The 14,838-nt window shown below is 37.8% G+C and carries 11 protein-coding genes; 1 reads left to right on the forward strand and 10 read right to left on the reverse strand.

Translation table 11 applies throughout. From position 1 onward, the window contains the following. Nucleotides 1-140: 140 nt before the first annotated feature. The 6 genes from abc-f to ABDZ91_RS09685 all read right to left on the reverse strand — a co-directional run bounded on the left by abc-f (nucleotide 141) and on the right by ABDZ91_RS09685 (nucleotide 9,330). Nucleotides 141-2,072: a ribosomal protection-like ABC-F family protein gene (gene abc-f, locus ABDZ91_RS09660; protein ID WP_343798488.1), complete on the reverse strand. Its 1,932-nt coding sequence runs from the start codon at nucleotides 2,070-2,072 to the stop codon at nucleotides 141-143. 519 nt (nucleotides 2,073-2,591) lie between these two features. Continuing rightward, on the reverse strand, nucleotides 2,592-3,227 hold the full coding sequence (locus ABDZ91_RS09665; RefSeq protein ID WP_343798490.1) for an FMN-dependent NADH-azoreductase: 636 nt from the start codon (nucleotides 3,225-3,227) through the stop codon (nucleotides 2,592-2,594). 182 nt (nucleotides 3,228-3,409) lie between these two features. Then, the gene (locus tag ABDZ91_RS09670; RefSeq protein WP_343798491.1) at nucleotides 3,410-3,550 is read right to left on the reverse strand and encodes a hypothetical protein; all 141 of its coding nucleotides are present in this window, start codon (nucleotides 3,548-3,550) and stop codon (nucleotides 3,410-3,412) included. A 209-nt stretch (nucleotides 3,551-3,759) separates the two neighbouring features. Continuing rightward, nucleotides 3,760-5,121 (reverse strand): 23S rRNA (uracil(1939)-C(5))-methyltransferase RlmD, encoded by a 1,362-nt coding sequence (gene rlmD, locus ABDZ91_RS09675; RefSeq protein WP_425541818.1) that lies wholly within the window; start codon nucleotides 5,119-5,121, stop codon nucleotides 3,760-3,762. A 484-nt stretch (nucleotides 5,122-5,605) separates the two neighbouring features. After that, a complete protein-coding gene (locus tag ABDZ91_RS09680; RefSeq protein WP_343798494.1) occupies nucleotides 5,606-7,033 on the reverse strand; it encodes a YceG family protein in 1,428 nt (475 codons plus the stop codon). A gap of 179 nt (nucleotides 7,034-7,212) precedes the next feature. After that, nucleotides 7,213-9,330 carry a tetratricopeptide repeat protein gene (locus tag ABDZ91_RS09685; RefSeq protein ID WP_343798495.1) on the reverse strand — a complete coding sequence of 706 codons (2,118 nt, stop codon included), beginning with the start codon at nucleotides 9,328-9,330 and terminating at the stop codon, nucleotides 7,213-7,215. A 305-nt stretch (nucleotides 9,331-9,635) separates the two neighbouring features. Between ABDZ91_RS09685 and sstT the strand changes: the two genes are divergently transcribed. After that, nucleotides 9,636-10,847 carry a serine/threonine transporter SstT gene (sstT, locus tag ABDZ91_RS09690; RefSeq protein ID WP_343798497.1) on the forward strand — a complete coding sequence of 404 codons (1,212 nt, stop codon included), beginning with the start codon at nucleotides 9,636-9,638 and terminating at the stop codon, nucleotides 10,845-10,847. 77 nt (nucleotides 10,848-10,924) lie between these two features. Here sstT and ABDZ91_RS09695 read toward each other — a convergent pair whose 3' ends face one another. The 4 genes from ABDZ91_RS09695 to ABDZ91_RS09710 are packed head-to-tail and all read right to left on the reverse strand — an operon-like array spanning nucleotide 10,925 to nucleotide 14,809. Continuing rightward, nucleotides 10,925-11,935, reverse strand: coding sequence for an ABC transporter ATP-binding protein (locus tag ABDZ91_RS09695; protein WP_343798499.1), 1,011 nt, complete (start codon nucleotides 11,933-11,935; stop codon nucleotides 10,925-10,927). After that, a complete protein-coding gene (locus ABDZ91_RS09700; RefSeq protein ID WP_343798501.1) occupies nucleotides 11,895-12,926 on the reverse strand; it encodes an ABC transporter ATP-binding protein in 1,032 nt (343 codons plus the stop codon). Before ABDZ91_RS09700 ends, ABDZ91_RS09695 begins: the two co-directional genes overlap by 41 nt. Before the next feature lie 36 nt (nucleotides 12,927-12,962). Then, nucleotides 12,963-13,853, reverse strand: a complete 891-nt coding sequence (locus ABDZ91_RS09705) for an ABC transporter permease (protein WP_343798503.1) — start codon at nucleotides 13,851-13,853, stop codon at nucleotides 12,963-12,965. After that, nucleotides 13,853-14,809, reverse strand: coding sequence for an ABC transporter permease (locus tag ABDZ91_RS09710; RefSeq protein WP_343798505.1), 957 nt, complete (start codon nucleotides 14,807-14,809; stop codon nucleotides 13,853-13,855). Before ABDZ91_RS09710 ends, ABDZ91_RS09705 begins: the two co-directional genes overlap by 1 nt. Nucleotides 14,810-14,838: the final 29 nt, after the last annotated feature.

The following is a 14,838-nucleotide window of genomic DNA, read 5'->3' on the forward strand; positions in this document are numbered from 1 at the left end:
TGTTCATCAAAAAAGATTTGTCTAAGAATATTCCTCTCCATAAATTGAAAATACCACAGCCCAAAAGACTGCGGTAGACCCAAAATTTATACTTTCTTATCTTTGAAAAAAGAGACCAAATAATTGGTCTCCTCAATACATTATTCACCCAGCCCTAACCACAGTTCCATCACAGACTCCAGCTCATGATTCAACTCGAGCTTTCTACCATATAGCTTATTAAGTTGCTCATACTCCATGTTCTCGACCAACATGGCTGCTTCGATTTGTTTTATTTCTTTTTCTAACGTTTCGATCGTTTTTAGAACTTGTGTCTCAGGAACTTCTTTTTTTACCTGGCCAGACTTTATTATTGGTTTCTTCTCTTTTTCTGCTTTTTTAGCCGGCTCTTGGAATAAATCCACCCGCCGTTTCTCTTTCTCTCGCTTATAATCATCATAATTCCCAGGATAGCTCTTCAAAGACTGCTCCTCTAAAGCAATGACCCGCTCCCCAATTTTATTGATAAAATAGCGATCATGCGAAATGAAGAAAATGGTCCCTTTAAAATCTTCAAGTGCTACTTCGAGGGTTTCAATTGAATCAATATCTAAATGATTAGTTGGCTCATCCAGTATTAACAAGTTGATATCTTGAAATAGCAACATAGCAAGCTTCAACCTAATTCTTTCTCCACCAGACAAGTGTTTTACCTTTTTAAATACGTTCTTTTTATAGAACATAAATTTCGATAGGTACTCTCTTGCCTTCCCCTCCACTATCGAAATATCTTCGCGGAAACACTCTAGTACGGTGTGCTCTTCATTAGCAAACGTAATGACCTGTGGCAAATAGGCTGCCATCACATTCGCACCTAATTCAACTACCCCACGATCTGGCCGTTCTTCCCCTAATAGCATCTTTAAGAAAGTGGTTTTCCCACTACCATTAGCACCAATCAACCCCGCTCTTTCACCATAATGGACCATTAGTTCAGCGTTTTCAAAAATCACTTTATCGCCATAACTCTTTGAAAGCTCCCTCGCTTTAATCGTTTCATTCCCAGACCTTTGCGTCTCTTTAAATTCAAGCCTCATATTTCGTCTCTCAAAAATCGGCTTATCTATTCGATCCATTTTATCTAGTTTCTTTTGAATACTAGCTGCTCTCCTGAAAAACTTGTTATTATCCGCTCTCATCGCCCAATCTCTTAGACTCATGACCTGCTTTTCAAATGTTTTAATTTGTTTCTGCTGCTCTCTAAAGTGTTCATATTGGATTCGCATGTTTTCTTCTTTTTGACTAACAAAAGAAGAGTAATTTCCCTTATAAGATATAGATTCCATATCCTCGATTTCTACAATTTTAGAAACGACATGATCTAGAAAATAACGATCATGGGAGACAATAATGACAATCCCTTTGTAGCTCTTAAGGTAGCCCTCTAGCCATTCGATAGCATCCATATCCAGGTGGTTAGTCGGCTCATCAAGCAACAGAATGTCTGGATTATGAATTAAAAGCTTCCCAAGTACAACGGTTGTTTTTTCTCCTCCACTTAATAAATCAAAATCCTGATTTAAAAAATTTTCGCTGAAATTCAATCCTGTACAAACCTTGCTCAGCTTTTCTTCGCGTTCATATCCGCCTTTTACCTCAAAAACCTGCATCAAGTCACTATATTTCTTCAGTGCTTTTTCCAAGGCTTCATCTTGAAAACTCTTCATTTCTTCTTCTAGTTCACGCATCTGCATTTCAATGTTGTCGATTTCTTCAAAGGCCAGATTTAAGACACCCATTACGGTTAGACCTTCTGGATACACGGGCGATTGCTCAAGATACGCCTTCGTTGCATCTTTTGGTATAAAATGAATAAGCCCTTCATCATAGCCATAGCTTGATGTTTGAGGATAACCTGGATAGTAGTCCATGGGTAATATCCCTGCTATGATTTTTAGTACGGTACTTTTCCCACTTCCATTGGCCCCTACAATTCCGATTTTGTCTCCTTCATACGCTTCAAAGGAAACATTATTAACCACAAGTGTGGCATCCATATATTTTTTAATTCCGTTTACTTTTAGTTCTAACATCTTGATTCCTTCTTTCATCCATATTGAATTACGTCTTTATGGATGGGTAAAGAAGATTTTCCGATACTATTTTGTTGTCAAATTAAAAAAGACTATAAGAAGATTGTTCTTCTTACAGCCTTTATCATCCGTAAATATAATTATAATATACAGATTGTGAGGCACCCTAAAAAAAGTGCAACAAGGCGCAAATGTCTTACGCAACCTGTTATCGAAATGGACAATCTACAGAAACAGGAATGTCCCATTATTATATATAGAGGATAGTAAAGTAAGAAACCTTCTATTGCCACAATTCCATAAAGAGCATAACAAATAAACCTATAATTTTTAGGCTATTGGTACTCGTTACAAAATTTCTATTAATTTATTCAAAATAAATTAAAATGGGCAATTCGTTGGTTCCATAAACTTACTTTCCCCCTTCCAAATTTCCTTTATTATCTCACCTCTGCATAATTTTGTAAATAACACATTGAAAAAACAGGAACTTTTCGGCCCCTGTTTTCATTTTCTTTTTTAAAATGTATGTGCTAAATCCTTTGCTCTCGCAATTGCGTTTTCTTTAATCTCTTGAGCCTTGTCTGGCATTGCAGCATGTCCTTCCACAAACAACCCTTCAAATGAAGGAACTCCGTAAAATTGCATCATGATGTTTAAGTACCGATGTCCCATTTCCATTTGTGCGGCTGGACCTTCTGAATAAAATCCACCACGAGCCTGGATATGTAACGCCTTTTTATCCGTTAATAACCCAACTGGTCCATGTTCTGTGTACTTAAATGTTTTACCTGCAACAGATACTGCATCGATATATGCCTTTAAAACAGGAGGGAAAGAAAAATTCCATAAAGGGGTAACAAACACATATTTATCCACAGAAATAAATTGTTCACACAGGTCTGAAAGTCTACCCACTTTTGCTTTTTCCCCTTCTGAAAGCTCTTCAAATCCCTTTCCAGATTTCAGCTTTCCCCATCCATTAAATACATCTACATCAATTTCAGGGATATGTTCTTTATAAAGATCCAAATTAACAATCTCGTCATTTGGATGAACTTCTTTGTAAGTATCGATAAAAGCCTTCCCTACGGCCATACTGTATGATTGCGTATCATCATGTGGATGGGCTGTAATGTATAACACTTTTGACATTTTTAACTTCCTTTCTAGCTGTCTATATAGAATTATCTTGTGTGGAAATTAGGAATGTATACCTTTTTTCAAATTGGTATATAATCAATCCGAGGCAAGTGTATCGAAATCTAATTAGAGGTTCAAATGTTTTGCTTATAAAAAAAGGAGACGCCAATAATAGCCTCTCCGCCAATCATGTATTATTTTGTGAAATAAGGGTTTCCACTAATATTTTTTCTCATTTCATCTGTTAGTTCAAAAGTTTCATTACTGTTATCTTCATTTTTTAACAGTTCATCGTTGTGGGCGCTTCCATCATAGTGTACAGGCTTGTTTTCCATGTTGTCCTCCACCTCCATCAACACTAGTATACCCACTATTTTACTAGTTATTTATTCCTACGGATAGAGTTTTTTGAAAATTAGCAATCCCGTTTGTCCGGGAATTATTACCATATGGGACAAGGGGACAGGAATCCTGTCCCACCAATGGTTGTTCACACAAAAAAATGCTACCCAGGGAAATGACCCCCTCGGTAGCATTTTCAAAATTATAAAGTTAATAATGCCACACATTCTACATGAACAGTATGCGGGAATAAATCAACGGGTTGAACAACATGTAGCTTATAGCCAAACTGCTCAAGCTCCTTAATATCGGTAGCAAATGTGTCCGGATTACAAGATACATACACAATTCGTTCAGGCTTCGCACGCCCTATTCTTCTCATCACTTTTCCACCAGCACCAGAACGAGGAGGATCAAGCATCAATAGCTCAGGGCTACCAAAAGTCTCAAGAACCTGGTCAATCCCTTTACGTGCATCTTTTGCCAAGAAAGATGCATTTGAGATTCCATTATCCTCAGCATTACGCTTAGCTGACTCAATAGAAGTCTCCACAATTTCAATTCCAACCAATTCTCCAACTCTGCTTGCAAATGGAAGAGAAAACGTACCTACCCCACAGAAAAGGTCAATCATTTTTTCTGTTTTCTTCGGTTGTCCCATTTCAATCGCTAAGTCGACTAATTTTTGCGCTTGTGTCGGATTCGTTTGGAAAAATGTATCAAACCATAGACGGAAACGGTAGCCATCCATTTCATCGTAGATAAAGTCACGTCCCGCTAGAGTATAGCTTTCTTCTGATTGTGTTCGGTCTGCCCAATCAGTATTTTTCAGCCACAATAAGCTTTTAACTTGTGGGAACTTTTCTCCAATTCGTACTACTAAATCGTTAGCTGCTTCCTGAAGGTCACCTTCTGGGGATTCTGTAGCAAACAGAGCTAGCATGATTTCACCCGTGGCAAATGATTGTCTTACCATCAAGTGACGAAGTAGACCTTCATGTGCATCTTTGTTATATCCTGATAATTGGTGAGATTTTGCCCATTCAGCTACTTCCATTGCAGCTTCCACCATTTCCTTACCAGCAATTAAACAGGTTTCAAGTGAAATAATCTCACGGAAATTCCCTTGCTCATGTAACCCTAGTTTACCTTCTGGAGAGAATGTAAACTCCATTTTGTTACGATAGTGCCAAGGGTTGTCCATGCCAATAGTATCTTTCACTAAACCCGAATCAAACCCTTGAGCTTCAATAGCTTCTCTTACATGAGCTGTCTTATGCTTCAATTGCCCTTCGTATTGCCAATGCTGCCATACACATCCACCACAACGGTCAAAATGCGGACATGGTGGTGCTGTTCTTTCTTGGTGACTCTCAAGTATTTCTTCAGGCATTGCTTTTCTTCTTCTTCGCTCAGGCTGATCAACTGTTACTTTCACTTTTTCTCCAGGAAGAGTTTGAGGAATCGTAAGCTTTAACTTTTTCGGGTTCCCCTTCTCATTTTCGCGCCAAATGGCAGCGCGCCCTGAACCCTTTTCATCTAAATGGCTGACTTCTGCAACCATTGTTTCTCCTCTTTGATTAGTCAATTAAGGCCCCTCCTTCATGAAATAATTTATTTATATATAAAATCTATTGTTTATAAAGATCAGTGTCACTGGTCATTCTCCACGCACACTTATCCTAGTATAAAAGACAAACCACTAATTTGAAAGGCAAATCACACCTAGTATATATTTACAACTTCTGAGTTGGGAAGGCATTAGTCATCTTAGACCAATTACATAGCGATTAAAAGTAGTTCCCTAGTAAAAAAAGAAACCTTGAATGGTATAGAACCAAACAAGGTTAATCTTTTTACATAATATTACCGATAAAGCCTTAATCTTTTCCGATAGCGGGCCTAGGTTTTCCGATAGAACACTAATCTTTTCCGATAGCTCGCCTAGGTTTTCCGATACACTACTAATCTTTTCCGATAGCTCGCCTAGGTTTTCCGATACACCACCAATCTTTTCCGATAGCAATCCAAATATTTCCAAAAGACCACTAAATTCTTAAAACGCCACCAGCAAAAACCTTAATATATTTTGTCCCCACTGCCAAATTTAAATTTTGCCCTTCAAACCCCGCAGTTGTGATTCCAATTAAATTTCCATATAGATCCAATAGTGCTCCTCCTGAACTTCCTGGCGAAATAGGGGCTGTTATTTGAAGCAGCTCTATTTCCTTAAAGTCTCTAAATCCTGAAATGATACCATCAGAAATGGTATTCAATAATCCTAGGGGACTTCCAATCGCCACTATTTTTTGCCCTCTAACCAGCTTTTCTTGAGGATTGATCAGCAGAGGTTCTGTTCGTTCCTCAATCTTTAATAGGGCTAAGTCATAATCTTGGTGATATTTTACTAAACTATCTGTGAAATACTCAGTTTCGTTATTTTCAAATACAATCCCAAAAACGACGCCGTTTTGGATAACATGAAAATTAGTTAGAATGAAACCATCAGTTGTTATGACTACGCCTGACCCTCTACCCATTATCTCTTTTTTATGATCATAAACATTTATTAAGACAACGGATTTAGCTAATTGAGCCAATTCCTCGTAGCTTTTTTCATCATTACGGTTGCTTGAGGTATTCACCTTAAACGTATTCTCACTTACAGTTGTTTGTTTAACGATTGCCGTTTGGAAAATTGTCGTTTGCTGTTCCTTTTCATTTTGAGACACTTCATATTTTGGAAGCTTCAAAATCGATTGCACTTTAAGTTGATGTGTAATCAGTGCTGATCTATCCTTGATTTCCGGAAGTACATTTTTCATATCTTCTTTAGGGTTCATATATAGTACATCACAACCCATTTTTGATAAAAACAATAAAAAGTACTGCTCGTGCTTTTTTATATCCCCGTAGTAAATGACTTTTGGAATAGAATTGTCAGTGATCCTGTCGAACAATTCTTTTAAGTACCTATTCATCCATATAAGAAACTTAATCGTAAAGTTTTTTCTCGTAGACTGACTTTGGGAAACGTTATACTGATCAAATAATGCTACCATTTCTTTAAATAACACCTTCTTTGTCCAGTCTAAAACATTATTTTCTATTACATATCCCATATCTAGTTTATCTAGTCCACTGGAATCATAAGGATTTTCTTTTTCTAATGAAAGATACTCATTCCATACTTGTTCCATTGCTTGAATCTCACTCTGCGAAAAGCCATTATATAACCCTTCCTCAAACCGCAAATAACCTACCGGTGTACTTCTTAATTCCCGGTCCAACTGTGTAAGGACTTCTATATAGCTATGTTCATCCTTTTGTATACCTATGTATCTAGTAAAAATAACTCGTTTTGTTTTACTAGTTATACCACCACATCTATCCTGATTCCATGCGGATTTTATCTGGTCAAGTGGGCGGTCTGTATTTAAAATGGTTGTTTTCAAAGGTTTGACTGTTACAATCATTCATCCCACTCCCATAAACCTATATCTCAGAGACTATATATTGTATTCAACTATTTCTTCGGCTTCTATTCTACTAATTTTGAATATTTTTTCATTTTAAGTCAATTTTTGCTTTCCTTCGGCAAAAAAAACCTCCCCGTTTAGGAAGGCTTATTCATTAGATTATAATTTTGATATATTTAATAAGATTCATAGATTCTTTCATCTAGAGAAGTCATGATCTCATACTGACAAAGCTTTAATTCAAAAATCTTCAGCGGATCTCGATACAATTCAGGATTTCTCCTCAAATATTTTAATGATTTTTTATCTTTATCAATATCGACTTTTGCCTTTTCAATTGTCTTATTCAGTACTTCAAAAGGATTCGTAAACACCATGCTAATGTCTCGCTCTAGGGTTTTCTCAAATAGTTCTAATTGTTGCATGAAAGGATAAATAATATCCTCGGCTGCTTGACTATAATCGGCCCCTTCTATGAATTGTTTATATTTACTTTGTAGTATTTCTTTACTTTTAGATAGGGTTCCAAACAGTTTACCTGCGCTTTTTAAAACCAACTGTGAAGGGGTATACCGCATCATGATATTGGCTTTTGTGAGATTAACAACACCATTCGTCATCCTTCCCACATCTCTCCGCCAATCCTCCAGCACCCTAAAGTCACAGTCCAATTGGATGTTCTTTTCAGTGTATATATTATTGAAACTCTCACTCATTTCATTTAAGTTGGCCTGGCAGTCTTTTAATTCTCTTTCAGAATCCTCAATCCACCCTTGGGCTGCTTCCCGAAAATAAAGTAAGGCTGTTTCTTCCATATATTTAGAAATCCGATTATTCATTTCATCATTTAACACAACATGAATATTACCGAAATCGCTATCTTCTTTTACCAAGTCCGAACAATTCCGGAGCAATTCTGGTATCTTGATCATCATTTCTAGTCTCAGATCATTCTTTATTTTGCCGAATGACTTTTGAATGCTTAAAACTTTTTCCTCTTCCATGTCACTCAAATGATGATGCATTCCATTCAATTTTGCTAAAAGTTCTTCATTTAGTTCTATATGATCCACGATAGAGCTTTCTATTTCTATCCGTTTCTGCATTAGAAATTCAATCGACTTTTTAATAATGAAAAGAGTATTAGAGATAGTCTTCTCTTCAATGTTGTGCTCTTCCATCACCAACTTAATGTGAATCGATAACTCATCTAAAAGACCTTGATCCTTTGCCCACATTTTAATGGATTCTAGAAGCTCAATTCCGTCTCCAATATTACCTTGATCATTTCTGGCCATATTTAGTAGATTCTCTGCCTCACTTACCAAATCTGCATCGATATTAGCCGGAAAAATATGATCCCACGCTAATACGGCTGTTGAGGACACTAATAGATCTGTATCGGATGAAACCCTCAACCAGTTTGAAAAATGACCTTGTACCAACCCAGAAAATTCCTTTATCAAAAACTTCCCACTCACTAATTCATAATAGGTTTCTTTAAAAGCGTCAGGAAATCGCTTCCAGATATAGGAGCTTTTTAAATCAATGTTTAGTAGGAGTTTGTTAATCTCTTTTAACCATTGGAAGTACAGATCACTTTCTCTGTAACTACTCCACAATATAGTAGAGAAGCTCTCAAAACGAAAAGTATCGATTTCGAATAAAGCCAATAATGCTTCATTAAAGAACGCAGGCTCGATCTTGACCGTATGTCCTTGTTCTATATATCCTTCTAAAGTAGAAAACCAAGTTAGTGACTTCGTCCGTATTGCCTCATTGACAGCAAGCTTTACCGCATTGCCCCAATCCTGATATTTCTCATAGAAGCCCTTAGCCATATCAGTAACGCCTGAGTAGTCTGGATTTAATTGGACCGTACTTTGGATTGTTTCCGTTGCTTTTTCTAGTTTACCAAGCTTTATGTATAGGGAAAAAAGCTGAATCAAGACTTCTGTTTTTAACACAACAGAACTGGTATCAACTGCCTTATAATAGTCTTCTGCAATCGCCAGTAAATCCATTTCATAATGGGCATCTGCTATATTTTTCTTTGCCCATGGCTTTAAATCATCATCTGAGATATTTTCCCATTTAAAAATCGCTGCTTCATAGTCTTTATTTAGGTAGTAAACCTCCCCTTGAGCATAGCGAATCGAAGAATACTCAGGGGTTTCCTTCTTTTTCTCATCCATGAACATGTCACCCAAAATTTGAAGTGAGTGCCCGTTTTTATTTTCATCTAACACTTTTTTATAATAAGATTTGTTAATTAAATCTATTTCCATTGTCATCTTAATCCCTCACAATCTATAAGAATTGTGTACCTATATACAGTTATATTCCTAACTTTCTCTCTTTCTAAAACTAGTGATACTTATAGCAAATTCATGGTTACTATATTAACACGAAGTAAATCCCAATTTTGTGAGGGTCATTTAATTACCAATATTAACCTGCCCTTCCAGTCTCAAAAAAAATATGGTTCCACAAAACAATCTATCATGGTAAACTTACAAATGTTATTGTCTCAACATTGTGAAGCATCAGTCTTCTCTATTGTTCTTACTTTTTCAAATTAGGGGAAGGGGTAGAAAACATGAAAAATATCATCTCTAAATGGAATCAGATTAGTCTGGTTAAACGCATCCTTATGGGCTTAATCCTGGGGGTTATTTTAGCACTAACGGTTCCAGACACTTTTAGTGGTGTCACCATATTTGGTTCTTTATTTGTTGGTGCGTTGAAAGCGCTTGCACCTATTTTAGTTTTGTTCTTAGTTATGCATGCCATCTCTAAAAACAGAAGTGGCCATCAAACGAATATAAAATCAATTCTTGTGCTATATGGTTTAGGTACTATCCTAGCTGGGTTTGTAGGAGTTTTGGCAAGTTTTATTTTCCCTGTTAGCTTATCACTTACACCGGGTGCAGAGGACCTCACTCCTCCTGGTGGGATATTAGAAGTACTTCAAACATTATTACTGAACATTGTGGACAACCCTGTAAATGCGTTACTTAATGCAAACTATGTTGGTATTTTAACTTGGGCTGTATTACTTGGGGTTGCGTTAAGAAATGCCTCTGACTCAACGAAAAATGTTCTTGCTAATTTTTCTGAGGCTATTTCGACAATAGTGAAATGGGTCATCAATCTTGCTCCATTTGGGATCATGGGCCTCGTTTTTGAAGCAATCGTAGCAAATGGCCTAACTGCCTTACTTGACTATGGGAAATTGCTTATAGTTCTGCTAGGATGTATGTTCGTTGTGGCTTTGGTCGTGAACCCAATCATTGTATTCATGTATATTCGGAAAAACCCATATCCACTCGTACTAAAATGCCTAAGAGAAAGCGGAATTACAGCATTCTTTACTCGTAGCTCAGCTGCCAATATTCCTGTTAATATGAAAATTTGTGAGGATTTAAAGTTAGATAAGAATACGTATTCGGTATCTATTCCATTAGGGGCTACCATTAACATGGCTGGTGCTGCCGTTACGATCTCCGTCCTAACTCTAGCAGCTGTTCATACACTTGGTATTCAGGTTGATTTTGGGACAGCCCTTATATTGGTCGTCCTATCTGCAGTATCCGCAACAGGTGCTTCAGGTGTAGCCGGTGGTTCACTCTTACTGATTCCTTTAGCAAGTAGCTTATTTGGTATTCCAAATGATGTTGCGATGCAAGTGGTTGGTGTTGGTTTTATTATTGGTGTTTTACAAGATTCTTGCGAGACTGCACTTAACTCTTCTTCAGACGTTTTATTTACGGCAACGGCTGAGTATGCAAATATTCGAAAGGAAGGTTAAGAGCTTTTAGACGAAGTTAAGATCACATAAAAAACGAGATGCTAGAACTCCATCTAGTTATCTCGTTTTTTTTAATCCTATTGAGGTAGGTCATTATTTATATCTATAAAGTGACATGATGCAATATGCCCCTCTTCTACCTCTAAAGGCTGTGGATCTTGTGTTTTACATATATCTTGAGCGTATGGACACCTAGTGTGAAAACGACAACCACTCGGGATATTTAACGGACTGGGAACATCCCCTTTAAGAATCATCCTCTTTTTTTCCGTTTCTGTAATGTCAGGAATGGCAGAGAACAGTGCTTTTGTATAGGGATGTCTTGGGTTTTGATAGATGGATTTTTTATCTCCTATCTCTACTAGCCTCCCAAGATACATGACACCGACACGATCGCTTATATGCCTTACCACTGACAAATCATGGGATATAAAGATATAAGTGAAACCATAATTCTTTTTCAAACGTTGCAACAAATTTAGTATTTGAGCTTGTACCGAAACATCCAGAGCAGAGACGGCTTCATCACAAATAATAAGCTTTGGCTTAACCGCTAACGCACGAGCAATACTAACCCTTTGGCGTTGACCTCCACTGAACTCATGTGGATATCTAAAGTAATGTTCTGGATCTAGTCCCACATCAACTAGCAATCCTTGAATATATGAAACTTCCTCAGACTTTGGAACAATCTTATGAATTCGAACAATTTCACTTAGCATCGATCCAATCGTTTTCCGTTCATTTAAAGACGCAAAAGGATCTTGAAAGATAATTTGGATATCCTTCCTGAGCATCCTTAGCTCCTTACCTCTTAGCTTAGTGATATCCTTTCCTTGAAACCATACTTCCCCCTCGGTAGCATTCTGTAATTGTAGGATTACACGCCCCATCGTTGATTTTCCACAACCAGATTCACCGACAATTCCGAGGGTTTCTCCTTCGTTAACAGAAAAAGAAAGATCATCAACTGCTTTTACTATCTGTGATTCTTTACCAAACAGAAGACCACTACCACTAGGAAAATACTTTTTTAATCCTTTAACGTCAAGTAGTGGCACTGACTGCTTCACCAATTGCTGGGTCATCTGTGCTCCCCCCTTGCATTTGCTCCCATTTGTCTGAATACATCCAACATCTTACTGTTCCTTTGCCTTCCTCGTACAGCTCTGGTTTTACAGTAAAACATTCTTCTTTTGCAAATGGACATCTTGTCGAAAATCTACAACCTTCTGGCATGTTATCAGGACTTGGGACACTTCCTTTAATAGTAGGCAACTCCTCTTGTTCATCATCACCTAGTGTAGGGAGAGAACGGATAAGCCCTTTTGTATAGGGGTGTTTAGGATGCTTAAACAAATCTTTCGCATCGCTCATTTCAACCACTTCTCCTGCGTACATAACGAGAACCCGGTCAGCCACCTCTGAGACAACACCTAAGTCATGGGTAATCATCATAATGCTCATTCCGAACTCTTCTTTAAGATTGCCCATTAACTCAAGAATTTGTGCTTGAATCGTAACGTCTAGAGCTGTTGTGGGTTCGTCTGCAATCAGTAGCTTTGGCTTACAAACTAAGGCCATAGCAATCATAACCCGTTGTCGCATACCTCCGCTCATTTCATGTGGGTAGGATTTGATTCTTGTTTCTGGAGAAGGAATCCCTACAAGTCTCAGCATTTCAATTGCTTTTTCTGTTGCCTCTTTTTTCGTCACTTTTTGGTGAATTCTAATAGCTTCACTAATTTGTTTACCAACCGTATGAACTGGATTTAGTGAAGTCATTGGCTCCTGAAAAATCATCGAAATCTCATTACCTCTGATTCTACTCAATTCCTTTTGATTCTTCTTGCTCAAATCATCACCATTAAAAAGGATGTGTCCATTTGTTATTTTCCCTAAACCCGGAAGTAGGCCCATGACAGATAGAGATGTGAGGCTTTTGCCACAGCCAGATTCACCAACAATACAAAGGGTCTCCCCTTCTCTTACTGTAAACGTAATGCCATTTATAATCGATTTATATCCTTTTTTTTCTTCAAACCCGACATGTAAATCCTTCACTTCGAGTTGATTCATACCTTCTACCCCTACTTTCTATTGAACAGCGATGCATTATTTTGACTTTGGATCTAGCATGTCTCGAATACCGTCCCCAAAAAGGTTAATAGCCATAACGGTTATGAAGATGAAGAGTCCTGGAAATAATGCTATCCAAGGGGCTTGTGCCAAATATCCTTGTCCGGAAGATAACATAGATCCCCAGCTTGGATCGGGTGGTTGTGTCCCTAATCCCAAATAACTTAATGAAGCTTCAGATATGATTGCAGATGCGATGGCTAACGTCGCTTGAACAATAATCGGTGCCAAAATATTGGGCAGTATATGTAATAAGAGAATTCGCCAGTTTTTTAACCCCGATGCACGACAAGCCTCCACATATTCCCGTTCCCGATGAGCCAGCACCTCTGCCCTTACCAAACGAATAATATTCGGAGTTAACACAATTCCAATGGCAATCATTGCATTTTCTAAGCCTGCTCCAAATACAGCTGCTAAAGCCAATGCTAAAACTAGTGATGGAAAAGCTAGCATAGCATCCGTAATTCGCATAATGACGAATTCATCCCAAAACCCTCTAAAATAACCGCTGATCATACCAATAGGAATCCCTATTACAAGTGCAATTCCAACTGAAATCAAACCTGCTTGTAAAGAAATTTGAGCTCCAAAAATCACACGGCTAAAAATATCCCTACCCAGTTCATCTGTCCCAAACCAATTCACGCCATTTGGGGATTGAAGTACTTTTGAGTAGTCTTGTTCCGAGGGATCAAATGGTGCAATAAAAGGTGCAAATAAAGCAGTGATAATGATCACTACAGTAAATACTCCGCCTATTACCGCCAATTTATTTTCAAATAATCGAGCTAGCATTTGTTTCGTTTTTGAGTAGCTATGACTCCTTGGTTTTTTCTTTACTTCTATGGTCTGAATTGTTTCCATTACTTCGTCCCCCCTGCCAGTTTAATTCGGGGATCTAGCAGAGAATATAAAATATCTACGACAAAATTCACAACAATGACGGAGAAAGCCATGAACAAGACGGCTCCTTGAACCATTGGAAAATCTCTAGTCAAAATGGAGTTAATAACCAATTGACCTACACCCGGGACCGCAAAAATCGTCTCTGTTATGACCATCCCGCCTAATAACCCACCTAATTGTAGACCACTTACCGTTACAACAGGAATTAAGGCATTCCGTAATGCATGGCCAAAAATCACTCCTCTTTCTAAGAGACCTTTAGCATACCCAGTGCGAATGTAATCCGATTTCAAAACTTCTAATAGACTGGAACGCAGCATCCGCGTTAGCTCTGCTGATAACCGGATTCCAACAGTTGCGGCGGGCATTAACATAAATAATAACCACTTACCTAGATCTTCTGATGGGGATACATACCCAGAAGGTGGCAACCATCCTAGTGTAATGGCAAATATATAGATTAAAAGAATCCCTAACCAAAACGGGGGTAAGGAAACACCAGAAAGTACAATAATAGTAGAGGAATAATCCCAAAACGTTCCCTTTCGTGTAGCACTAACAATCGCAACTGGAATCGCAATGAGAAGTGCAAGGAGAAATGCCATAAAGGTAAGTTGTAATGTGATCGAGATCTTCTGCATAAGAACAGTAAGTACATCTGAATTATCTGTTAAAGACTGGCCAAAATCCCCCTGTAAAATGCCCATTAACCAATTCAAATACTGAATATAAATAGGATTATTCAATCCCATTTTGGCTCGTAAGGCTTCTAGTGATTCCGGGGTAGCCTCCTGTCCTAAAATTAACAAAGCAGGGTCACCAGGCAATATATTCACAATAGCAAATACGATTAAGCTGACTAAGAACATAATAAAAATCATAAGACCAAAGCGACGTAGTAGGTAGGAAATCATCTAACACCCCTCCTGTAAACTATTTAAAT

It is taken from the genome of Bacillus carboniphilus, assembly GCF_039522365.1.
GTDB lineage: Bacteria > Bacillota > Bacilli > Bacillales > JC228 > Bacillus_BF > Bacillus_BF carboniphilus.